At 68.4% G+C, this 21,585-nt stretch carries 21 protein-coding genes; 8 read left to right on the top strand and 13 right to left on the bottom strand.

What is annotated here, in order from left to right; all coding sequences use genetic code 11:
* Window positions 1-12: 12 nt before the first annotated feature.
* The 4 genes from tatB to sigE all read right to left on the bottom strand — a co-directional run bounded on the left by tatB (window position 13) and on the right by sigE (window position 3,403).
* The gene (gene tatB / locus Q0W90_RS09435) at window positions 13-432 is read right to left on the bottom strand and encodes a Sec-independent protein translocase protein TatB (RefSeq protein ID WP_297698235.1); all 420 of its coding nucleotides are present in this window, start codon (window positions 430-432) and stop codon (window positions 13-15) included.
* Window positions 433-1,947 carry a trypsin-like peptidase domain-containing protein gene (locus Q0W90_RS09430; protein WP_297698233.1) on the bottom strand — a complete coding sequence of 505 codons (1,515 nt, stop codon included), beginning with the start codon at window positions 1,945-1,947 and terminating at the stop codon, window positions 433-435.
* 165 nt (window positions 1,948-2,112) lie between these two features.
* Entirely contained in the window at window positions 2,113-2,508 is a 396-nt protein-coding gene (gene rseA / locus Q0W90_RS09425; RefSeq protein WP_297592447.1) for an anti-sigma E factor RseA, read from the bottom strand.
* A 139-nt stretch (window positions 2,509-2,647) separates the two neighbouring features.
* The gene (gene sigE, locus Q0W90_RS09420) at window positions 2,648-3,403 is read right to left on the bottom strand and encodes an RNA polymerase sigma factor SigE (RefSeq protein ID WP_297774254.1); all 756 of its coding nucleotides are present in this window, start codon (window positions 3,401-3,403) and stop codon (window positions 2,648-2,650) included.
* A 202-nt stretch (window positions 3,404-3,605) separates the two neighbouring features.
* On the opposite strand from sigE, the gene Q0W90_RS09415 reads away from it, so the two are divergent.
* The 6 genes from Q0W90_RS09415 to Q0W90_RS09390 all read left to right on the top strand — a co-directional run bounded on the left by Q0W90_RS09415 (window position 3,606) and on the right by Q0W90_RS09390 (window position 9,988).
* Window positions 3,606-4,274, top strand: coding sequence for an O-methyltransferase (locus Q0W90_RS09415; RefSeq protein WP_297592420.1), 669 nt, complete (start codon window positions 3,606-3,608; stop codon window positions 4,272-4,274).
* An 81-nt stretch (window positions 4,275-4,355) separates the two neighbouring features.
* Window positions 4,356-4,994, top strand: a complete 639-nt coding sequence (locus tag Q0W90_RS09410) for a TetR family transcriptional regulator (RefSeq protein WP_297774251.1) — start codon at window positions 4,356-4,358, stop codon at window positions 4,992-4,994.
* Window positions 4,984-5,949 (top strand): ABC transporter ATP-binding protein, encoded by a 966-nt coding sequence (locus Q0W90_RS09405; RefSeq protein ID WP_297774249.1) that lies wholly within the window; start codon window positions 4,984-4,986, stop codon window positions 5,947-5,949. Before Q0W90_RS09410 ends, Q0W90_RS09405 begins: the two co-directional genes overlap by 11 nt.
* The gene (locus Q0W90_RS09400; protein ID WP_297774247.1) at window positions 5,946-7,589 is read left to right on the top strand and encodes an ABC transporter permease; all 1,644 of its coding nucleotides are present in this window, start codon (window positions 5,946-5,948) and stop codon (window positions 7,587-7,589) included. Before Q0W90_RS09405 ends, Q0W90_RS09400 begins: the two co-directional genes overlap by 4 nt.
* A 7-nt stretch (window positions 7,590-7,596) precedes the next feature.
* Window positions 7,597-8,271 carry an isoprenylcysteine carboxylmethyltransferase family protein gene (locus tag Q0W90_RS09395; RefSeq protein ID WP_297592412.1) on the top strand — a complete coding sequence of 225 codons (675 nt, stop codon included), beginning with the start codon at window positions 7,597-7,599 and terminating at the stop codon, window positions 8,269-8,271.
* A 22-nt stretch (window positions 8,272-8,293) separates the two neighbouring features.
* Window positions 8,294-9,988: a CocE/NonD family hydrolase gene (locus tag Q0W90_RS09390; protein WP_297774244.1), complete on the top strand. Its 1,695-nt coding sequence runs from the start codon at window positions 8,294-8,296 to the stop codon at window positions 9,986-9,988.
* A gap of 16 nt (window positions 9,989-10,004) precedes the next feature.
* Here Q0W90_RS09390 and glgC read toward each other — a convergent pair whose 3' ends face one another.
* The gene (gene glgC / locus Q0W90_RS09385) at window positions 10,005-11,219 is read right to left on the bottom strand and encodes a glucose-1-phosphate adenylyltransferase (RefSeq protein WP_297592408.1); all 1,215 of its coding nucleotides are present in this window, start codon (window positions 11,217-11,219) and stop codon (window positions 10,005-10,007) included.
* A 167-nt stretch (window positions 11,220-11,386) separates the two neighbouring features.
* Between glgC and glgA the strand changes: the two genes are divergently transcribed.
* Complete coding sequence (glgA, locus tag Q0W90_RS09380; protein WP_297592407.1) at window positions 11,387-12,559, top strand: glycogen synthase; 1,173 nt, start codon at window positions 11,387-11,389, stop codon at window positions 12,557-12,559.
* A 29-nt stretch (window positions 12,560-12,588) separates the two neighbouring features.
* Here glgA and Q0W90_RS09375 read toward each other — a convergent pair whose 3' ends face one another.
* From Q0W90_RS09375 to Q0W90_RS09345, 7 genes are all read right to left on the bottom strand, one after another.
* Complete coding sequence (locus Q0W90_RS09375; protein ID WP_003878471.1) at window positions 12,589-12,762, bottom strand: DUF3117 domain-containing protein; 174 nt, start codon at window positions 12,760-12,762, stop codon at window positions 12,589-12,591.
* Window positions 12,763-12,928: 166 nt separating this feature from the next.
* Window positions 12,929-13,510 (bottom strand): DNA-3-methyladenine glycosylase I, encoded by a 582-nt coding sequence (gene tag, locus Q0W90_RS09370; protein WP_297592350.1) that lies wholly within the window; start codon window positions 13,508-13,510, stop codon window positions 12,929-12,931.
* A complete protein-coding gene (locus tag Q0W90_RS09365; RefSeq protein WP_297592348.1) occupies window positions 13,507-13,866 on the bottom strand; it encodes a DivIVA domain-containing protein in 360 nt (119 codons plus the stop codon). The genes tag and Q0W90_RS09365 overlap by 4 nt, the downstream gene beginning before the upstream one ends.
* Before the next feature lie 59 nt (window positions 13,867-13,925).
* Window positions 13,926-14,924: a glucosyl-3-phosphoglycerate synthase gene (locus Q0W90_RS09360; RefSeq protein ID WP_297592346.1), complete on the bottom strand. Its 999-nt coding sequence runs from the start codon at window positions 14,922-14,924 to the stop codon at window positions 13,926-13,928.
* Window positions 14,921-15,745 carry a dihydropteroate synthase gene (folP, locus tag Q0W90_RS09355; RefSeq protein ID WP_297592445.1) on the bottom strand — a complete coding sequence of 275 codons (825 nt, stop codon included), beginning with the start codon at window positions 15,743-15,745 and terminating at the stop codon, window positions 14,921-14,923. Before folP ends, Q0W90_RS09360 begins: the two co-directional genes overlap by 4 nt.
* A 164-nt stretch (window positions 15,746-15,909) precedes the next feature.
* A complete protein-coding gene (gene fadD6, locus Q0W90_RS09350; RefSeq protein WP_297698223.1) occupies window positions 15,910-17,688 on the bottom strand; it encodes a long-chain-acyl-CoA synthetase FadD6 in 1,779 nt (592 codons plus the stop codon).
* A gap of 75 nt (window positions 17,689-17,763) precedes the next feature.
* The gene (locus tag Q0W90_RS09345; protein WP_297698221.1) at window positions 17,764-18,327 is read right to left on the bottom strand and encodes a TIGR00730 family Rossman fold protein; all 564 of its coding nucleotides are present in this window, start codon (window positions 18,325-18,327) and stop codon (window positions 17,764-17,766) included.
* 87 nt (window positions 18,328-18,414) lie between these two features.
* Between Q0W90_RS09345 and Q0W90_RS09340 the strand changes: the two genes are divergently transcribed.
* Window positions 18,415-20,550, top strand: a complete 2,136-nt coding sequence (locus Q0W90_RS09340; protein ID WP_297592339.1) for an AAA family ATPase — start codon at window positions 18,415-18,417, stop codon at window positions 20,548-20,550.
* Here Q0W90_RS09340 and dapE read toward each other — a convergent pair.
* Window positions 20,547-21,581: a succinyl-diaminopimelate desuccinylase gene (gene dapE / locus Q0W90_RS09335; RefSeq protein WP_297774267.1), complete on the bottom strand. Its 1,035-nt coding sequence runs from the start codon at window positions 21,579-21,581 to the stop codon at window positions 20,547-20,549. The genes Q0W90_RS09340 and dapE overlap by 4 nt on opposite strands.
* Window positions 21,582-21,585 lie beyond the last annotated feature (4 nt).

Genomic DNA, 21,585 nt, shown 5'->3' with positions numbered 1-21,585 from the left:
AGCCGATTCGGTTCAGGTCGCGTCGGTGTCGAACGGCGTGTGGCCGCCGGTCTGCTGGTCAGCCGCAAACGCCTGTCCGTTCGCTGCTGCGGGAGGGGCGGGATGCGGCGTCTGCGCCGAGGTTCCGCTCACCGGTTTGTCGAAGTTTCCGGTCAAGAAGGAATCGTCGCCGTCCAACAGGTGCTTGGTCAGCGCGGCGCGGGGGGTCATGCCCCGCAGTTTCTGCAATTCGCTGAGCGGGCCGCGCAGGTCGTCGAAGTCGGGCCCGAGATCCTCGCGCAACTGGCTGGTCACACCGCTCAGGTAGTCGCGCGCCTGGCGCAGCGCGGTGGCCGACCACCGGATGGCGCCGGGGAGCCGCTCCGGGCCGAGCACCACCAACCCGACCACGACGAGCACGAGCATCTCTCCCCAGCCGACGTTGGCGAACATCTAGCCGCTATCCGGGTCCGGTTTCACCGTCAGGGTGACGTGCCGGCCGTCGCGGACCACCTCGATCGGGGAATCCTGGCCGATGGTCAACTGCCGCACCGCGACCACGAACTCGTCGGAGTCGGCGACCTTGCGGTTACCGACCTTGACGACGACGTCGTTTTCCAGGATGCCGCCCTTCTGCGCGGGACTTCCCGCCTTTACATTGGCGACCTGGGCTCCGGAAGCGATCGCGTTGCTCACCGAGCGGGTGCTGACCCCCAGCGTCGGGTGCACGATCTTGCCGTCCCGGATCAAGGTCTGGGCGACCTCTTTGGCCTCGTTGATCGGAATCGCGAAGCCGAGGCCACTTGCGCTGTCGGACAACGACTTACCCGCGGTGTCGATGCCGATAACCTGGGAATCCATGTCGATCAGCGGGCCGCCGGAGTTGCCGTGGTTGATCGACGCGTCGGTCTGCAGCGCGTCGATCACGGTGTCGGTGTCCGAGCCCTCCCCGGACAGCGGGACGGGCCGGTGCAGCGCGCTGATGATGCCGTGCGTCACCGTGCTGCGCAGCCCCAGCGGCGCACCCGCGGCGAGGACCTCGTCACCCACCCGCACCTTGTCGGAATCACCCAGGCGCGCCACGCTCAGGTTGTCGACGTTGTCGACCTTGACCACGGCCAGGTCCGTCTTGGGGTCGCGGCCCACCAGGTTGGCGGGCACTTCCTTGCCGTCGTTGAACACCACGGTGGTCTTGAACTGGCTGGGGTTGTTCGCCGCCTCGGAGATCACGTGGTTGTTGGTGACGATGTAGCCCCGCCCGTCGATGACGACGCCGGAGCCCTGCATGCCCTCCTGGTCGCTCTTGGACTCGATGGTCACCACGGCGCCGGCCGTCGCGGAGGCCACCTTGGCGAAACGCCCGGCCGGACCTTCCCCGTTGCCGTTGGTCGACAACGTCACCTTGGAGGTGGTGAACGCCTCGGCGACCTCGGCCGTCTTACGGCCCACCACCCCGCCGAGTAGGCCGATGACCAACGCGATCAGCGCCAAGACGACCAACGCGAGGTAGGACACCCGTCCGCCGAACAACACGTCGCGCACACCCAGTTTGCCGCCGTAGCCCAGCGCGGACCGCGAAGTCGACGGCGCAACGGCCGGTGTTCCCAAGGCCGCCGCGGCCGCCGGATCACGCCAGGGATCGTCCAGCTCGTCGCGCCCCGCACCGTCTTTCTCCGCGGCCAGCGCCCCCACATCGACGGGATGGCGTTGCAGGGAATCGGGGCTGCCGTCCGGCCGCCTGAACGCCTCCTGGAGGACGGGGTCGGCCGGCCGATCGTTCGGCCTGAACTCGGCCTGGTCCCGGTACTTCTGCGGACGGATGCGCTCGGCGACGAACGACCCGCGCAGGCCGTCGGGACGACCGAACTCCCGACGCGATGCGGGGTCGACCGGCGGACGCGAGACGGGGCGCGGCGCTAAGCGGTTGCCGCTGTCATTGCTTCGGTCGAAGCCTTGGTCGGAGGTCACGTTATCCCTTTTGGATCCTCTACTTGAGCGCTCAAGGCGGGCCTTTACCGGGCGATATACGCGGCACCGGCGTTGTCCGTGTCCACCCTAGTATCCACGGCGCGCCGTTGGTCGACATGAACGAGCGTATGGGGCGGGTGCGCACCGGAGGGCGCGGATCGATCGCTATCGACGCTTGCGCCGTTCACGGGCGTCGCGGTCGGCGAAACGGTCGGATGCCTGTGCGGTCGGGTCGTCGGGCGAGTCGTAGGGGATGTCAGCCAGCATTCCGAGCAGCGTGGTGGGGATGCGGATGGGATGGGAGTCGCGCAGCGCGGCGCGCGTCCGACCCTGATCGTCGACCTCGGCCGCGCACTGCGGGCACATCGAGAGGTGATGCGCGGCCCGTAGGTGCGCGTTCATCCGCAGCTCGCCATCCACGAACGCGGCGACGGCTTCGACGGACAGGTGCTCGGTGGAACCGAACTGGCGGGACGCGCCGACGGGCGCATCACTTTGGGAGGCGAACTGTGCGGGGAGCCAGGAGAACGCGCGGCGGAACACATGTCCACGATCGGGCATCGCCAGCTCCTTGCCACTCATTGTTATTGCCACCTCATCTCGAATGTAGCGCGAGCCGGTGCGCAATACCGCAGCTGCGGGCGCAAAGCCGCTGAATGGCTACCTGATCGCTCCGCCGCCGAGACCGAGCGGTCGCTGCCTACGCCGATTGGGCGCGCAGCGTATCCCGATCGGAGTGGGCGGCCAGGTAGTCCCGCAAGGCCTGGCGCCCGCGGTGGATGCGACTGCGGACGGTGCCGAGCTTGACGCCCAGGGTCGCGCCGATCTCCTCATAGGACAGACCTTCGATGTCGCACAGGACGACGGCGGCACGAAATTCCGGTGGCAGCGAATCCAGCGCGGCCTGCAGATCGGGCCCGAGCCGTGAATCGTGGTAGATCTGCTCGGGGTTGGGCTCGTCGGCGGGCACCCGCTCGTAGTCCTCGGGCAGCGCCTCCATCCGGATGCGCGCGCGCCGGCGCACCATGTCCAGGAAGAGGTTGGTGGTGATGCGGTGCAGCCACCCTTCGAACGTCCCCGGCTGATAGTTCTGCACGGACCGGAAGACCCGGATGAACGTCTCCTGCGTGAGATCCTCGGCGTCGTGCTGATTGCCGGAAAGCCGGTAAGCCAACCGGTACACCCGGTCGGCGTGCTGGCGCACCAGCTCGTCCCACGACGGCATCGCCGCCTTGTCCCCGGTCGCGTCGAAAACCGCGGTGCCCTGCGGCGCGTCCGACGGCTCCACCCACTCGTCGGCGACGCGCTCTTGCGCGTGAGACATGCTGGACGGGCTGAGAAGCGTGGTGATGATCAATTCCTCCGAATCGGGCGTGCCAGTCACTGGCACTTTGTCATTGACGGCAACAGGCACCTGCCGTTCGGTATTCCCCACCCAACGCGTTCCGCGATCCATACGGACACCGTCGCGTATGGGCGTATGTGCGGTATATGAACAGTCTGAGCTGAGCCTGAGAAACCGTTTCGTAACCTGCGCTGTACAGGAAATATCCATCGCGCGATGACCCTAAACGCGCCGGGCCGGTTGGGCGTGTCGCCGCGGCCCGGTTTCAGGCGCGCCTGTCGGACTGCGCGATGAATTGGAATACGCTGCGGGCATGGACGGCACCGACGCAGAAGCCCCCGGCCAAGCAGCACCCAGTCGGGCCGAATCGCTCTTTGCCCATGCCGAGGGATCGATATCGGAGGATGCGCTGCTGGCGGCCGCCCGCGAGCGGGCCGTGGACATCGGTGCGGGGGCGGTGACGCCGGCGGTCGGCGCGTTGTTGAGCCTGCTGACCAAGCTGAGCGGCGGCAAGGCCGTCGCCGAGGTGGGCACCGGCGCGGGCGTCAGCGGGCTGTGGTTGCTGTCGGGCATGAGCGATGACGGCGTCTTGACCACCATCGACATCGAGCCCGAATACCTGCGGCTGGCCAAGCAGGCGTTCACCGAGGCCGGCATCGGCCCGTCGCGCAGCCGGCTGATCGGCGGCCGCGCCCAAGAGGTGCTCACCCGGCTCGCCGACGAGTCCTACGACCTGGTGTTCATCGACGCCGACCCGATCGATCAGCCGGACTACGTCGTCGAGGGCGTCCGGTTGCTGCGCCCCGGCGGCGTGATCGTGGTGCACCGGGCCGCACTGGGCGGGCGGGCCGGCGACCCGGCCGCCCGCGACGCCGAGGTGGTCGCGGTGCGGGAGGCGGCCCGCCTGATCGCCGAGGATGAGCGGCTCACCCCGGCGCTGGTGCCCCTCGGCGACGGCATTCTGGCCGCGGTTCGCGACTAATTCGGCCGAGCACACTATTTACGCGTTCTTGATGCGCGCCTTCCTTGACGACGAACTGAACGTGCGTTTAGTGTACTGAACATGCGTTCAGCCGACCTGACGGCCGCGGCCCGGATCCGCGATGCGGCCATCGAGCAATTCGGCGAGCACGGGTTCGGCGTCGGGCTTCGCGCGATCGCCGAGGCGGCGGGCGTGAGTGCGGCGCTGGTGATCCACCATTTCGGCTCCAAGGAGGGCCTGCGCAAGGCCTGCGAGGAGCACATCGCCGAGCAGATCCGCAACACCAAGTCCGAGGCGCTTCAATCCAACGACCCGGCCACCTGGTTCGCCCAGATGGCCGAGATCGAGGACTACGCGCCACTGATGGCATACCTGGTGCGCAGCATGCAGACCGGCGGCGACCTGGCGAACATGCTGTGGCGCAGGATGATTGACAACGCCGAAGAATACATGGAAGAGGGCGTACGCGCCGGAACGATCAAGCCCAGCCCCGATCCCAAGGCTCGCGCCAAGTATCTGGCGATCACCGGCGGCGGCGGGTTCCTTCTCTACATCCAAATGCATGAAACACCAACGGATCTCCGTGCGGTGCTGCGCGACTACTCGCGCGACATGATATTGCCCGCTCTCGAGGTCTATACCGAGGGTCTGCTCACCGACCGAACGATGTACGACGCATTCCTGGCTGCCGACGATCAAGGAGAATCCCATGGCAACTGAAAATCTCGGCGGCTCCGCGCCCATCGAAATCCGAGGACTGACCAAGGACTTCGGCGCGGTGCGGGCACTGGACGGACTTGACCTCACCGTGCAGGAAGGTGAAGTTCACGGGTTCCTCGGACCCAATGGCGCCGGGAAGTCGACCACCATCCGCATCCTGTTGGGCCTGGTGAAGGCCGACAGCGGCAGCGTGCGTCTGCTGGGCGGCGATCCCTGGACCCAATCCGTCCCGCTGCATCGCCAAATCGCCTATGTTCCGGGCGATGTCACGTTGTGGCCGTCGCTGACCGGCGGTGAGACCATCGATCTACTGGCCCGCATGCGCGGTGGGATCGACAAACGGCGCCGAGCCGAGCTGATCGAGCGCTTCGACCTCGACCCGCACAAGAAGGCCCGCACCTATTCGAAGGGCAACCGCCAGAAGGTCTCCCTGATCTCGGCGTTCTCATCCCACGCCAGACTGCTGCTCTTGGACGAGCCCAGCAGCGGCCTGGACCCGCTGATGGAGAACGTGTTTCAACAGTGCGTGGCGCAGGCCCGCGACCGGGGCACGACGGTGTTGCTGTCCAGCCACATCCTCGCCGAGACGGAAGCGTTGTGCGAGCGGGTGACGATCATCCGGGCCGGCAAGACCATCGAGAGTGGCTCGCTGAACTCCATGCGGCATCTGAGCCGCACTTCCATTAGGGCCGAAATGACCGGCGACCCAGGTGACCTCAGGAGAATCAAGGGTGTCGAGGACGTCAGTGTCGAGGGCCATACGCTGCGCGCCCAGGTCGATAGCGAAAGCCTGGGTGAGCTCATCCGCGTGCTCGGCGACGCCGGCGTGAGCAGTCTCGTCAGCCAGCCGCCGACTCTCGAAGAGCTCTTCTTGCGCCACTACGACACGTCCGGAGACAAGCCCGGCGGCGACGGCCGGCATGGGCGCGATGCGGAAAAGGTGTCGTTGTCATGAGCGCGACAACGCTGGAGCGGCCGTACGCATCGGCATCGCCCGCACCGCGTCGGAGTTCGAATTTCTCCGGAACGCTCGCGATGCTGCGGCTCTATCTGCGCCGCGACCGAGTCTCGTTGCCGCTGTGGGTGTTTCTGCTGTCGGTACCGTTGGCCACGGTGTACGTCGGCAGCATCGAAAAGATCTATCCCACCGCGGCCGGGCGCGCGGGGTTCGCCACCTCCATCATGGCCAGCCCGGCCCAGCGCGCTCTGTACGGCCAGGTCTACAACGACAGCCTTGGCGCCGTGGGGATTTGGAAAGCCGGGATGTTCCACGTGCTGATCGCGGTGGCCGTCATCCTGACCGTGATCCGGCACACCCGCGCCGATGAGGAGAACGGGCGGACCGAGTTGGTGGACTCGACCGCGATCGGCCGCTATGCCAGCCTGAGCGCGGCACTGTTGCTGTCGTTCGGCGCCTCGATCGGCACCGGCGCGATCGGCGCGGCGGGACTGCTGAGCACCGACGTCCCGGCTGCCGGGTCGCTGGCGTTCGGGGCGGCGCTGACCTGCTCCGGCCTGGTGTTCACCGCCGTCGCCGCGGTGACCGCGCAGTTGTCGCCCAGCGCCCGGTTCGCCCGCGGCGCCGCATTCGCCGTACTGGCAACCGCCTTTACGCTGCGCGCCGTCGGCGACGCCGGTTCGGGCACACTGTCGTGGCTGTCTCCGCTGGGGTGGTCGCTGCTGGTCAAACCGTATGCGGGTGATCGCTGGTCGGTGCTGCTCCTGCACCTGGTGACAACGGCCGCGCTAACTCTCCTGGCGTATCGCCTACTCGCCGGCCGCGATGTCGGCGCCGGGCTCATCGCGGAACGCCCCGGCCCCGCGACCGCCGCGCCGGCACTGGGCAACGCCTTCGGGCTGACGTGGCGGCTCGACCGCGCCGCGCTGCTGCTGTGGACCGTCGGGCTGTGCCTGTACGGGCTGCTGGTCGGCAGCGTGGCGCACGGCATCGGTGACGAGCTGGGTGCCAGCGGCGCGGCCCGCGACATCGTCGCTCGGATGGGCGGCACCAGCGCCCTCGAGCAGGCCTTCATCGCCGTGGCGTTCGCCATGATGGGCATGGTGGCCGCCGCGTTCGCCGTTTCACTCACCTTGCGGTTGCACCAGGAAGAATCCAGCCAGCGCGCCGAAACGGTGTTGGCCGGTGCGGTGTCGCGAACGCGCTGGCTGGCAAGCCATTTGGTGACCGCGCTGGCTGGGTCCGCGGTGGCGATGCTGGCCAGCGGGGTGACCGCCGGAGTCGCCTACGGCATCGCGGCCGGCGATGTCGGCGGCAAGCTCGCCACCGTCGTCGGCAGCGCGGCGGTCCAGCTGCCGGCCGTCTGGCTGTTGTCCGCCGTGACGGTGTGTGTGTTCGGCGTCGCGCCGCGGTTCACACCGGCGACCTGGGGTGTGCTGATCGGTTTCATCGCGCTGTACCTGATCGGGTCGTTGGCCGGGTTCTCGCAGTGGTTGCTCGACCTGGAGCCGTTCGCACATGTCCCGAGAATTGGCGCTGATTTCACCGCCGTACCCTTGCTATGGCTACTGGTCATCGACGTAGGGTTGATAGTTCTGGGTGCCACGGCTTTTCGGCGCCGCGATCTACGCTGCTAGGAGCGTGATGAAAACCGGGATCCGAGTGACGACGACATCCATCGGAGGCATTCTCTCGTGGATATTGATCCTCCTCTTACCGGCCGGCACGCTCCACTACTGGCAGGCGTGGGTTTTCATCGCCGTGTTCACGGTGGCGACCATCGTGCCCACGGTCTACCTGAGCCGCGCCAATCCTGCGGCCCTGCAGCGACGCATGCGTGCGGGCCCGCGGGCCGAAACCAGGACCGCCCAGAAATTCATCATCACCGCCTCGTTTCTGGGGCTCTTCGTGACGATGGTGTTCAGTGCACTCGACCATCGGTTCGGCTGGTCGTCGGTGCCGGCCTGGGTATCGTTGCTCGGCGACGTGCTGGTGGCGGCCGGGCTCGGGATCGCCATGCTGGTGATCGTCCAGAACAGTTATGCGGGCGCCACGGTCACGGTGGAAGCGGGCCAGTCCTTGGTGTCCGGCGGCCTCTATAAATTCGTCCGCCACCCGATGTACGTCGGAAACGTGATCATGATGATCGGCATCCCCCTGGCACTCGGCTCTTATTGGGGCCTGCTTTTCATCATCCCGGGCGTCGTCGTGCTCGCGCTGCGCATCTTCGACGAGGAAAAGCTGCTCATGCACGAATTGCCCGGCTACCGCGAGTACGCCGAACGCGTGCGCTACCGGTTGGTTCCCTCCATCTGGTAACCCACGCGCCTAGGGTGTTGACGTGGTGCACAATCGGCGACCGGCGCTGGACCGCCCGTGGCGACGTCCCGGCGGGCTGCGGTACGCATTGAGCAGGATTCGGGGCGTCGCCAAACCCCCCGTCACCGTCACCGACCCGCCCGCCGACCTCCATGTCGAGCGTGACCTCGCCGTCCCCACACGCGATGGAACGGTCTTGCGGATCAACGTCTTTCGTCAATCCGGCGCCGAAGCCCGACCGGTCGTCCTCAGTATCCACCCCTACGGCAAGGACAACCTGCCGAAACGGCGGGGCGACAAGTGGACGTTTTCGGCGCAGTACCGGGCATTGCGCCAGCCACGATCGGTGAGCTTCTCGGCGCTGACCGGCTGGGAGGCGCCCGACCCGGCGAGGTGGACCGCGCAGGGCTTCGTCGTGGTGAATGCCGACTCGCGCGGCTGCGGGCACTCCGATGGCACCGGAAACCTGTTGTCGCGACAAGAGGCCGAGGACACCTACGACCTGGTGCAGTGGATCGCCGGCCAATCGTGGAGCGACGGCGACGTCGTCATGCTCGGGGTGTCCTACCTGGCCATCAGCCAGTACGCCGTCGCCGCGCTGCAGCCGCCGGCGCTGCGGGCGATCTGCCCGTGGGAGGGCTTCACCGACGCCTACCGCGACCTGACATTTCCTGGTGGCGTCCGGGAGCGGGGCTTCACCCGGATGTGGTCACGAAACGTGCGACGCGGTACGCGGCAGACCTACGACCTCGAACACATGCAGGACATCCACCCGCTGCGGGACGAATTCTGGCGCTCACTGGTACCGGACCTGTCCTCGATCACGGTACCCATGCTGGTGTGCGGCAGCCTCTCCGACAACAACCTGCACAGCCGCGGCTCCGTCCGCGCGTTCACGCACGGCGGGTCCAGCCACGCGCGGCTCTACACGCATCGCGGCGGCAAGTGGACCACCTTCTACTCCGAGTCGGCACTGGCCGAGCAGCTGAGGTTCTTCCGCGGCGTGCTCGACGGCGCTCCGGCTTCGCGCAGTGTGCGCCTCGAGGTACGCGAGGACCGCGACACGGTCACCGCGGTGCGCGAAGAAGCCGAATGGCCGCTGGCCCGCACACGTTGGCGCCCAACATATTTGGGCGCCAACGGGACGCTGACATCCGAACCGCCCATCAGCCCCGGCAGCGTGAGCTTCGGAACACGTTCTCGTGCAGCATGTTTCACCTGGACGGCCCCCGAAGACATCGAGCTCACCGGGCCGATGGCCGCCCGGTTGTGGGTCGAACTGAGCGGCTGCGACGACGCGAACCTGTTTGTCGGGGTGGAGAAGTGGCGCTGGGGCCGGTTCAGGGGCCGCTTCGTCGGATTCGAGGGGTCCTACGGGTATGGCCGCGACCGGGTGACCACCGGCTGGCAGCGAATCTCGCTGCGCACCCTGGATCCCGAGCTTTCCCGCCCGGCCGAACCCGTCACCACGGGTACCGATCCACGGCCGGTCTCCGCCGGCGAGGTGGTCGAGGTCAACGTCGCGCTGGGCCCGTCGGCGACGCTGTTCCGCGCCGGCGAGCAGCTGCGACTGGTAGTCGGCGGCCGCTGGCTGTCTCCGAGAAACCCGCTGACCGGCCAATTCCCGGCGGCCTACGCGGGCTCACCGCGCGGTCGCGTCACCCTGCATTGGGGTCCGGATCGCGACGCGCACCTGCTGATCCCGGAGGTCCCCTGAGCCCGCGCCGGTCGAGCTAGATCCAGACGCCCTTGCCCACAGCGACCACGCCGCCCGCGCTGATCGCGAAGCGCTCCCGGTCCTTCTCCAGATCCACTCCGACCATCTCGCCCGGGCCGACGACGACGTTCTTGTCCAGGATCGCGTGGCGTACCACCGCACCGCGGCCGACCCGGGCGCCGGGCATGATCACGCTGCCCTCCACGATCGCGCCGTCGTCGACCACCACGTTGGACGAAAGCACCGAGTTGCGCACCGAGGCCGCCGAGATGATGCTGCCGGCACCCACCACCGACTCCTGCGCGGAGCCGCCGTTGACGAACTTGGCCGGCGCCAGGTTCTCTGACTCGCCGCGGATCGGCCAGCGCTTGTTGTACAGATTGAACACCGGATGCACCGACACCAGGTCCATGTGCGCGTCGTAGAACGCGTCCAGCGTCCCGACGTCCCGCCAGTACGCCCGGTCACGATCGGTGGCGCCGGGTACCTCGTTGTTGCTGAAGTCGTAGACGGCGGCCATCCCGTCATCCACCAACCGCGGGATGATGTCACCGCCCATGTCGTGATCGGAATGGTCGTCGTCGGCGTCCGCCCGGATCGCATCGATGAGCACCTTGGTGGTGAAGATGTAATTGCCCATCGACACGAACGTCGTCTCGGGGTCGTCCGGGGTACCCGGCGGATCCAGTGGCTTCTCGATGAATTGGCGGATGCGCCCGGATTCGTCGGAGTCGATACACCCGAACGCGGTGGCTTCGCTGCGCGGCACCCGGATACCGGCTACCGTCGCGCCGGCCCCGCTGTCGATGTGGAACCGGACCATCTGCTCGGGATCCATCCGATACACGTGGTCGGCACCGAAAACCACTATGTAGTCGGGGTCTTCGTCGTAGATCAGATTGAGCGACTGATAGATCGCGTCGGCCGAACCGGTGTACCAGCGCGGACCGAGGCGCTGCTGCGCGGGCACCGGCGTGATGTACTCACCGGCCAAACCGGACAACCGCCAGTTCTGCGAAATATGACGGTCCAGTGAATGCGACTTGTACTGCGTGAGAACGCAGATCCGTAAATAGCGCGCGTTGACGAGGTTGGACAGCACGAAGTCGATCAGCCGATAGGCGCCCCCGAAAGGAACCGCGGGCTTGGCGCGATCCGCGGTCAGCGGATACAGCCGCTTGCCCTCACCGCCGGCCAGGACGATGCCCAGCACGTGTGGTGCTTCCCTCATGGTGTCAAACCTATCGGCCGCCGCGAGACGCTGCCAGGGGGAACGGGCTATTGCCAGCGTTCTGTGGGGCTGTCCGTCAAGCTAATTGGCTTTGCCGGCAAACAGATCGTCCAAACCTTGTTCAGCCCGGCTCGCGGGCCTCGTCGTCATCGAACTACGGTGCGGGTATGCGGGTGGCGATGATGACTCGGGAATACCCCCCAGAGGTCTACGGGGGCGCGGGAGTACACGTCACCGAACTCGTCACCCAACTGCGGCGGCTGTGCGCGGTGGACGTGCATTGCATGGGCGCACCGCGGCCGGGTGCCCGGGGAGTGCAAGTGCACCAGCCCGACCCGCGGTTACAGGGCGCCAACCCGGCGATGACGACACTGTCCGCCGACCTGATGATGGCCAGTGCGGCATCGGCGGCCACCGTGGTGCATTCACACACCTGGTACACCGGCATGGCCGGGCATCTGGCCGCGCTGCTCTACGACGTCCCGCACGTCTTGACTGCGCATTCGCTCGAGCCGCTGCGCCCATGGAAGGCCGAGCAACTCGGCGGCGGCTACCGAATCTCCACCTGGGTCGAGCACACCGCGGTCCTGGCCGCCGACGCCGTCATCGCGGTCAGTTCCGCGATGCGCGAGGACATCCTGCGCGTGTACCCCGCGCTGGATCCCGGCGCCGTGCACGTCATCCGCAATGGCGTCGACACCGATGTCTGGTGCCCCGCGGGCCCGATGCAAACCGGATCGATGCTGGCCGAACTCGGCGTCGATCCGGCCCGGCCCCTCGTGGTGTTCGTGGGTCGGATCACCCGCCAGAAGGGACTCGCGCACCTGGTGGCGGCCGCCCACCGGTTCAGCCCGGAGGCGCAGGTGCTGCTGTGCGCGGGCGCCCCCGATACCCCGGAGATCGCCGACGAGATCCGGGGCGCGGTCGCCGGCCTGGCCCGCTGCCGTACCGGTGTGTTCTGGATCCGAGAAATGCTTCCCATCGGGGAGTTACGCGAAATTTTGTCCGCGGCATCAGTTTTCGTGTGTCCGTCGGTGTATGAGCCGTTGGGTATCGTGAATCTGGAAGCGATGGCCTGCTCGGCCGCGGTGGTGGCCTCGGACGTCGGCGGAATCCCGGAGGTGGTCGCCGACGGGGTTACCGGGACTCTGGTGCATTACGACCCCGACGATGTGGCGGGTTATCAGGCCGGATTGGCCGAGGCGGTCAACGAGCTCATTGCCGACCACGAAAAAGCGCAGCGCTACGGCGAGGCAGGACGCCAACGCTGCGTCGAGGAGTTCTCCTGGGCCCACGTCGCCGAGCAGACCCTGGAGATCTATCGGAAGGTGTGTGCGTAGCACCGCCAAGTCTCGTTCGGCGGCAAGCCCTAGCTGGAGCTCGTGACGCCCTTGAGTTCGTCACCGAGGGCAGCGGCCTCGTCGGGCGTCAGCTCGACGACCAGTCGACCTCCACCTTCAAGTGGTACCCGCATCACGATGCCGCGCCCCTCCTTCGTCGCTTCCAGAGGACCGTCTCCGGTCCGGGGCTTCATCGCCGCCATCGAGTGCTCCCTCCAGGTTCGAGCTGGCCCGCCCGTGCGGGCCTGGTCGGCACCGAGCATGCCCCGCCAGCGAATTTCAAGCCATGCCCGGCATCGAACTGAGTTATCACCCCCCCATTGTTCCCTATCCAGGTCACCGCTTGTACAAAGACCCACAACTGTGTGCTCAGCGGGCGGTCGGGGGCACCCAGCAACCGCGGATATGGTCATCGACCATGCCGGTTGCCTGCATCAACGCATACGCGGTGGTCGGGCCCACGAAGCGGAACCCGCGCCGCTTGAGCTCACGCGCCATGGCCTTGGATTCGTCGGTGGCCGAGGGAATTTGGGACGCCTCGTCCGGCCGTGACTTCGGCGACGGCGCAAACGACCACAGCAGCTCCGCCAGGTCCGCCGAAGTTCCCAGCTCCGCGGCCGCGCGCGCGTTGGCGATCGTCGCCTCAATCTTGGCGCGGTTGCGCACAATTCCCTGATCTACCAGCAGCCGCTGCACGTCGGCGTCGGTGTATTGGGCGACCGTTGTGATGTCGAAGTCGGAGAACGCGCGTCGGAAATTCTCCCGTTTGCGCAGGATGATCAGCCACGACAGGCCGCTCTGAAAGGCCTCCAGGCTCATCCGCTCGAACAGGGCCACCCCGTCGTGCAAGGGGCGGCCCCACTCCTGGTCGTGATAGTCGCGGTACATCTCGAAGTCCGGCCCGGGCCGAATGGCCGCCCAGCCGCACCGGACCAGCTCGTCGTCGCTCACATTGAGTCCTGACGATCCTCGCCCTCGCCCGGTTCCCCGGAATCCTCCTCGGTCGGCTGTTCGGCGACCGGCGAGGCGTGCACCGCGGCCAACTGGCCGCGCAGGGCCTCCAGCTCGCGGGCGAGCCGGTCCAGCACCCAGTCGACCTCGCTGGTTTTGTATCCGCGCAGCACCTGGGTGAACTTGACGGCGTCGACGTCGGAACCGGTCACCCCGTAGGCGGGCAGCACCGTCGCCGTCGTCCCCCGCGGCAGGGGCGGGAGCTGCTCACCGCGACCGAACAACAGGCTGGCCGCGCCGAACAGGACGATCGCCACCAGCACCAGAACCACCAGGTACAGCAACACCAACGCCACGGGATCGATATTGCCCTATGCCGCCGACACCGCGACGTCCAGCGTGACCGCGCCGGGACCTACCTGGGTCTGATTGCCTGCATCGGCGGCCGGTCCGCCAGCGACACCGGCGAGGTGTGCCGGGTGTAGCTCTGCCCGTCGGGCCCGTCGGGCCCGAGGGGGATGAACTGGGTCAGGCCGACCCCGGAGTCGGGGATCCCGCAGCGCGACAGCAGGGTCCCGATGACCTGACGGCTCATCGCGCCCAGCTCGGCCAGCGGCCGGTTGCGGTGCGCCCGCACACCCAGGTTGACCTGGGCGATTGCGTCCAGACCCAGTCGGTCGAAGGTGTCCACCAGCAGGCCGATCTCCACGCCGTAGCCCGGAGCGAACGGCACCGAGGTCAGCAGCTCCCTGGTGGCGGCGTATTCGCCGCCGAGCGGCTGCAGCACGCCGCCCAGCTCGGGCCGCAGCGCCGCAAGTAACGGCCGGGCCACCAGCTCGGTGACCCGCCCGCCGCCGGTGGCACCCGCTCCGCCGCCCACGTCGGCGACATTGAGGGGCCTGCGGTAGAAGCTCTTGACCAGGTGAACACCGTCGCCGGTGAGTAGGGGGCCGACCAGCCACGGCACGAACATCGGGTGCGGGTTGATCAGGTCGGAGTCGACGAACACCACGATGTCGCCGCGGGTGGCCGCCAGCGAACGCCACAACGCCTCGCCCTTGCCGGGCCGTATCGGCACCTCGGGAAGCGCCTGCTCACGGCTGACAACGCGGGCGCCGGCGGCGACAGCCCGGATCTCGGTGTCGTCGGTGGAACCGGAGTCCAGCACGATCAGCTCGTCGACCAGCCCGTCGACCAGCGGTGAGATGCTGTCGATCACCGACTCGATGGTTTCTTCCTCGTCGAGGGCAGGCAGCACCACCGAAATGGTCCGCCCAGCCTTCGCGGCCTCCAGTTCGGCGATGGTCCAGCCGGGACGGCTCCAGCTGCGGTTGGCCAACCAGGTGTCTCCCGGCCGGGCGGCGAGCATCCCGTCGCTGGCGAGATCGCCGGCGACCAGGTCCGATGTCGTCATGCGAGCCCCCTCAGCGTGCGGGCCGGCGGGCGTGTTCCCTGGATCGAGGCCACCATTTCCAGCACCCGGCGGGTGGCCGCGACCTGGTGCACGCGAAACATCCGCGCGCCGGCGGCCGCCGCCAGCGCGGTGGCCGCCAACGTTCCCTCGAGCCGCTCGGTCAATTCCACACCCAGAGTCTCCCCGACGAAGTCCTTGTTACTCAAAGCCATGAGCAAGGGCCACCCGGTGTCAACAAGGTCGCCGACGTGACGCAACAGCAGCAGCCCGTGGAAGGTGTTCTTACCGAAATCGTGGGTGGGGTCGATCAGCACCCGGTCGCGGGCCACACCGCACGCGACCGCCCGCTCGGCGGCGGTGGTGACCTGGGCGATGACGTCGTCGACCACGCCGCGCGTGGTGGTTCCATAGTTCACGCGGAACGGGCGCGTGCGCGGCCGAGCGTTGCCGGTGTGCGAACACACCAGGCCCGCCCCGAACTCCGCGGCCACCTCCGGCAGGGCGGGGTCGATGCCAGCCCAGGTGTCGTTGATCAGGTCCGCACCGGCCGCGCAGGCCACCTTGGCGACCTCGGAGCGCCAAGTATCGGCGCTGATCACCTGGTCGGGGTAGGCGTCGCGCAGCCATTCGATGAACGGCACCAGCCGCGCGATCTCGGTGTCGGCGTCGACCTCTTGGCCCGGGCCGGCCTTGACGCCGCCGACGTCGATGACATCGGCGCCGTCGGCCACGGCCCGGTGCACGGCCGCCCTGGCGGCCTCGTCGCTGAAGGTCGCCCCCTTGTCATAAAACGAGTCCGGGGTGCGGTTGATGATCGCCATGATCAGCGCGCGATCGCCCGCGACTGGGCGGCCGCACAGCGTCGAGCGGCCGGCCGAAGCCGGCGGTGTCGAGCGGCCGGCCGAAGCCGGCGGTGTCGAATGCACACGTATATGGTGCCCGGTCACCGCGGGGCGTGCGGCTCGGGGATGCGTGTGCGCCTGCCCTACGGGCGTTTCCCCTCAGCCACCTCTTCGGGGTACTCGTCGTAGAACGGCACGTAGCCGTCGCCGCGCCCGGCCAGCACGTACAGCGGGTCCTGCACGTCGGGTCCGTAGGCCTGCTCGCGCAACTCCACCTTGCGGCTCTTGAAGGTCGTGGTCTGCTCGATCGACTCCACCACCCGCACGAACAGCGGCAGCGCGTAGCCGGGCAGCTGCTCGTACACGGCACGGGCCAGGGACTGCCCGTCGAACTCGGCGCCGTCGCGCAGTTTGACCGCGGCCATCCCGGCCCGACCACCGGTGCGGGGCACCTCGACCCCGAAGACCGTGCAGTCCTCGACGGACTCGTCCGACGCCAGCGCCGCCTCGACCTGCGTGGTGGCCACGTTTTCGCCCTTCCAGCGGAAGGTGTCACCGAGTCGATCGACGAACGCCGCATGACCCAGACCCTGCGGGCTCATCACGTCACCCGAGTTGAACCAGCAGTCTCCCTCACGAAAAGCGTTGCGCACCAACTTCTTCTCGGTCGACTCCTGGTCGGTGTAGCCGTCGAAGGGCTGCAGCCGGTTGACCGGGCTGAGCAGCAGCCCGGGCTGCCCTGCGGGCACCCGGCGCACCCGCCCGCTGTCGTCACGCAGCGGCTGCCCGGTGTCGGGGTCGTATTCCACGTAGGCGACCGGCATCGGAAAGATGCCCGTGGTCCTGGGCACGTTGAAGATGTTGATGAAGGCGGTGTTGCCCTCGCTGGAGGCATAGAACTCGCAGACGCGCGGGATGCCGAATCGTGTCGTGAACTCGTCCCAGATCTCCGGGCGCAGCCCGTTGCCGCCGATCACGCGCACCTGGTGCGCCCGGTCGGTCGGCTTGGGCGGTTGGTTGAGCAGGTAGCGGCAGATCTCGCCGATGTAGACGAACGCCGTGGCCTCATTGGCGATCACGTCGTCCCAGAACTTCGACGCCGAAAACGACTTGCCCAACGCCAGCGTCGCCCCGGAGTTGATCACCGACGACAACGCCACGGTCAGCGCGTTGTTGTGATACAGCGGCAGGCAGCAGTAGAGGGTGTCCGAGCTCTTGAGTCGCAACCCGATGCCGCCGAACGCCGCGAGAGCCTTCAGCCACCGCAGGTGCGTCATGACACTGGCCTTGGGGAAACCGGTTGTGCCCGAGGTGAAGATGTAGAACGCCGTGTCTCGGGCGTGCACGGCCGACGCCGACGCCGGATTGGTAGCCGGAGCGCTGACAGCGAACCGCTCCAGGTCTTCGACGGTCAACGTCTGGGTGCCGCCCGAGCCGCCGCACTCGGCCACGACGCTGACCAGATCGGTCTCCGCGATGAGCACCTTGGCGTCCAGCAGGCCGAGGCTGTGCGCGAGAACCTCGCCGCGCTGGTGGTAATTGAGCATGCCGGCGACCGCGCCGCACTTGACCGCGGCCAGCATGGCGAGCACCGCGTTGGGCGAGTTGCGCAGCATGATGGCGACGACGTCGCCGTGGCCGACTCCGCGCGCGGCCAGCACCGCGGCGTATCGGTTGGCGGCCGCGTTGGCGTCGCGGTAGGTCAGTTGCTGATCGCCGAACCGCACGAAGATCCGGTCGCCGTAGCGGGCGGCCCGCTCGGCGAACACCGTGCCGATCGATTTCTTGGAGCCTGGCTGGGCCAGCAGCCCGGTCAGCACTCCGCGCGCGATCACCGGCAGGTCGGCCAGCACGGCCGGCACCCGAGATGCGATGTCGGTCAGTTTGACCGACGCGCGTGCTCCCCCGTCACGATCGGACACGTGATCCCCTCGATTCGTTTCCCAAAGTCAAGCTCGGCGCACAGCCTAGTAGGGGCGACCGAACCGGCGGCGAGCTCAGCCGGGCGCACACGCGTCCAGCGCGGCACTCACCTTGTCGACCAGCACCAATCGGTCCACCGCCGCCTGGGAGACGTAACCGCTGTCCAGCAATCCGCACAACCAGAGCCACAGCCCTTCGTAGTGGCCCAACGGATCCAGCAGCACGATGGGTTTGTCGTGTAGACCGAGGTAGGCCGTCGTCCATGTGTCGAGCAACTCGTCGAGGGTGCCGATTCCGCCCGGCAGCGCAATGAACGCGTCGGCGCGGTCCTCCATGATCTGCTTGCGCTCATGCAGGGTGTCGCTGACGATCAGCTCGTCGGCGTCGGCGTCGGCGATCTCTCGGCGCATCAAGACGTTGGGGATGACGCCGACGGTGCGGCCGCCGCGGGCCCGCGCCGCGCTCGCCACCGCGCCCATCGCCGAAACACGGCCGCCGCCCCACACCAGAGTCCAGCCGCGCGCGGCGATCGCCTCGCCGAGTTCTGCAGCGACGCCGAGCAATTCGGGATGCTGCGGGCCGGACGCGCAGTACACACACACCGCCCATTCGCCTGCCGAATCGCGTTCCCCGCGCATATCCGCCAAAGGTAGACCAACCGCGATAGCCCCTCATATCTGGGGCTTTCGCCTTGCCGGCGGGCTCGTCCGCCATAAAATCCGGCAGTGCCGATTCGATGGAACGTCCCCCAACATGCGACGGCCTCAGAGCGGCTGGATGGGGCCTTGGCCGACGGGGGCCGGGGGGCGGTCGTGTTGGGACCCGACGGTGTCGGCAAATCCACCCTGGCCCGCGTCGCGGCCGAGCACTACGCCGAGCAGCACCCCGACACGCTCATCCGCTGGGTCACCGGCACCCCGACCGAACGCGGGGTCCCGTTCGGGGCCTTCAGCCATCTGGTGCAGATCGCCGACATCGGCAAGCCCGCCGCACTGCTGCGGGCAGCGCGCGCCTCGCTGGGCGGTGAGGACCTGCTGCTCGTCATCGACGACGCCCAGCACCTGGACGTGCTGTCGGCCACGCTGGTCTACCAGCTGGCGCGGACCGGCGCGGCGCGGCTGATCGCCACCGCCCGCGCCGACTCCGCCCCCGAAGCGATCGCCGCGTTGTGGGGTGACGGGCTGCTCGCCCGGATCGATATCGAGCCGCCCGGTGGGACTAAGGGGTCCGGGCCACCCGCTGAGGTCGACACCTTCCTCACCGAGCTGCCCACCGCGGCGCGGGCGGTGCTGGACTACCTCGCCGTCTGCGAGCCGCTGTCGCTCACCGATCTGACCATCCTCGCCGGTGACGGCGCGGTGGCGGAGGCGGTCAACTGGGGGGCGGCCGAGACCCGGGTGCGGGGCGGGGCTTCCGACGACCCGGTCGTGTATACGGCGCACCCCCTGTTCGCCGAGCGGGCGCGGGCCGCGCTCGACCCCGACGACGCGCGCCGGCGACGCACCGCGCTGGCCGAGCTGCTGTCACGGCATCCGTCCGACCATCTCAGCGACCGGTTGCGGCTGGTGTCCTTGGCGCTGGACAGCGACGCGCCCCCGCGGCCCGCCGACATCGTCGCGGCCGCGCAGCAGGCGCTGCGACTGGGCGACCTGTCGCTGGGCGAGCGGCTGGCACGCTCGGCGCTCGAGCGCTCCGCCGGCCTGGCGGCGCGGCTCGCGCTGGCACACGCGCTGGCGTGGCAGGGTCGTGGCCGCGAGGCCGATTCGGTGTTGGCCGACGTCGACTCCACCGGGTTGACCGAAGCCGCCCTCATGGACTGGGCCCTGCTGCGGTCGGCGAACCAGTTCTGGATGCTGAGCGAGCCGGAGCGTGCCACCGCCTTCCTGCGGACCGTCCGTAATCGCGTCGCGGATACCGGACCGCGGAACACCCTCGACGCGCTGACCGCGACCTTCGCGATGAACGCCGGCAACGTCGCGCACGCGGTCAAGGTCGCCCGCGACGTGCTCGCCGCACCGGCGGCCGATGACCAGGCGGTGGCCTGGGCCGGGAGTGCGGCCGCGCTGTGCGCGGCGCGGCAGGGCCGATTCGATGACGTCGAGCCGCTGGCGCAGCGCGCCCTGGGCGCCGAACATCCCGGGCTGCTTCGGTTCACCATCGGGCTTGGCCAAACGACCACGCTGATATTGGCGGGCCGGCTCGACGAGGCCCGCCAACTCGCTCGGCAGTTCACCGACTTCGCCGAACTGCAGCAACCGGGCCGCGCGATCGGCGAGGTGCTGCTGGCGCATGTGTTGATCGCCGAAGGCGAATTCTCTTCTGCGGCAACGGTTCTGACCCCTGCTGCCGCCATCCTGCAACGCACCGGCTACTCGTGGGGGCCGCTGTCGCTGACCCTGTTGGCCACGGCGCTGGCCCAGCTGGGTGACACCGCCGCGACGGCTAAAGCGTTGAGCAGAGCCGAATCCCGACACGGAACCAAGTCGGCGTTGTTCGCACCCGAACTCGGGGTGGCGCGGGCATGGCGACTGGCGTTGATGCGCGACTCGCACGGTGCGGTGGCCGCCGCGCGCGACGCCGCCCGCGCGGCCGAGCGTGGCGGGCAGCGGGCCGTCGCAGTGCGCGTCTGGCACGAGGCGGTGCGGCTCGGTGACACCCGGGCCGCCGATCCGTTGGCCCGGCTCTGCGACGAGGTCGACTGTGTCGTAGGCAGAATCGCGTTGGCCCATGCCCGCGCGCTTACCGCCGCCGATGCCGCGGCGCTGCGGGCGGTGTCGGACGAGCTGGCGTCGATCGGGATGCACGCCGCCGCGGTCGATGCCGCCGCGCAGGCGCGGCGGTGCGGTACCGATAAGGCTTAGCCGTTCAAGTAGCCGCGCAGCGTGTCCACCGCGGCGGTGATGTTGGCGACCGCCACGCGTTCGTCGCGCCGATGCGCCAGGTTGGGATCACCGGGCCCGAAGTTGACCGCCGGTATGCCCAGTGCGGCGAAACGGGCGACGTCGGTCCAGCCGTACTTGGCGCGGACGTTACCGCCCGCGGCCTCGACCAGGGCCTTGGCGGCGGGTTGGGACAGTCCGGGCAGTGCGCCCGCCGCGGCGTCGGTCTGTTCGATGTGCACGTCCAGCCCGGCGAGCACGTCGTGCACGTGTTGCAGCGCGTCGGGCACCGACCGGTCCGGGGCGAAGCGGAAGTTGACCGTCACCGCGGCCGCGTCGGGAATGACGTTGCCCGCCACGCCGCCGTCGATGCGCACCGCCGACAAGCCCTCTCGGTAGATGCAGCCGTCGATATCGACGCTGCGCGCCTCGTACGCGGCCAGCCGCTCCAGCACCGCACCCAGTTTGTGAATGGCGTTGTCTCCCAACCAGGACCGCGCCGAATGCGCGCGGGTCCCGGTGGCGCTGACGACCACGCGCAAGGTGCCCTGGCAACCGGCTTCGATGTAGCCGCCGGTGGGCTCGCCCAGGATGGCCAGATCGGCGGACAGCCAGTCCGGGAGCTCGCGTTCGATGCGACCCAATCCGTTTGCCGCCGCGTCGATTTCCTCGCAGTCGTACATCACCAGGGTCAGGTCGTGCACCGGTTCGGCGACGGTGGCGGCGAGATGGAGAAATACCGCGTCGCCGGATTTCATGTCCGCGGTGCCGCAGCCATGCAGTTCGCCGTCCTCCTGGCGGCTGGGCAGGTTTCCGGCCACCGGGACGGTGTCCAGGTGGCCGGCCAGCAAGACTCGCGACGGCCGCTCGTGTCGCGTGCGCGCCAGCACGGCGTTGCCGTTGCGGACGATTTCGAAACCGGAGGCCTGAGCGCGCAGCGCGGCCTCGACCTCGTCGGCCAGGCGCGCTTCGTTTCTCGATTCGCTGGGGATGTCGACCAGCGCCGCGGTCAGCGCG

Source organism: Mycobacterium sp. (assembly GCF_025933915.1).
Lineage (GTDB): Bacteria > Actinomycetota > Actinomycetes > Mycobacteriales > Mycobacteriaceae > Mycobacterium.
The sequence above is the reverse complement of the archived record's forward strand: the minus strand, read 5'-3'. Positions and strand labels throughout refer to the sequence as shown.

Coding starts and splice junctions, on each gene's coding strand:
- tatB (WP_297698235.1), bottom strand. CDS start 432: ATGTTCGCCAACGTCGGCTGGGGAGAGATGCTCGTGCTCGTCGTGGTC.
- rseA (WP_297592447.1), bottom strand. CDS start 2,508: ATGCCCGATCGTGGACATGTGTTCCGCCGCGCGTTCTCCTGGCTCCCC.
- sigE (WP_297774254.1), bottom strand. CDS start 3,403: ATGGATCGCGGAACGCGTTGGGTGGGGAATACCGAACGGCAGGTGCCT.
- Q0W90_RS09415 (WP_297592420.1), top strand. CDS start 3,606: ATGGACGGCACCGACGCAGAAGCCCCCGGCCAAGCAGCACCCAGTCGG.
- Q0W90_RS09410 (WP_297774251.1), top strand. CDS start 4,356: ATGCGTTCAGCCGACCTGACGGCCGCGGCCCGGATCCGCGATGCGGCC.
- Q0W90_RS09405 (WP_297774249.1), top strand. CDS start 4,984: ATGGCAACTGAAAATCTCGGCGGCTCCGCGCCCATCGAAATCCGAGGA.
- Q0W90_RS09400 (WP_297774247.1), top strand. CDS start 5,946: ATGAGCGCGACAACGCTGGAGCGGCCGTACGCATCGGCATCGCCCGCA.
- Q0W90_RS09395 (WP_297592412.1), top strand. CDS start 7,597: ATGAAAACCGGGATCCGAGTGACGACGACATCCATCGGAGGCATTCTC.
- glgC (WP_297592408.1), bottom strand. CDS start 11,219: ATGAGGGAAGCACCACACGTGCTGGGCATCGTCCTGGCCGGCGGTGAG.
- glgA (WP_297592407.1), top strand. CDS start 11,387: ATGCGGGTGGCGATGATGACTCGGGAATACCCCCCAGAGGTCTACGGG.
- Q0W90_RS09375 (WP_003878471.1), bottom strand. CDS start 12,762: ATGGCGGCGATGAAGCCCCGGACCGGAGACGGTCCTCTGGAAGCGACG.
- Q0W90_RS09360 (WP_297592346.1), bottom strand. CDS start 14,924: ATGACGACATCGGACCTGGTCGCCGGCGATCTCGCCAGCGACGGGATG.
- folP (WP_297592445.1), bottom strand. CDS start 15,745: ATGGCGATCATCAACCGCACCCCGGACTCGTTTTATGACAAGGGGGCG.
- Q0W90_RS09345 (WP_297698221.1), bottom strand. CDS start 18,327: ATGCGCGGGGAACGCGATTCGGCAGGCGAATGGGCGGTGTGTGTGTAC.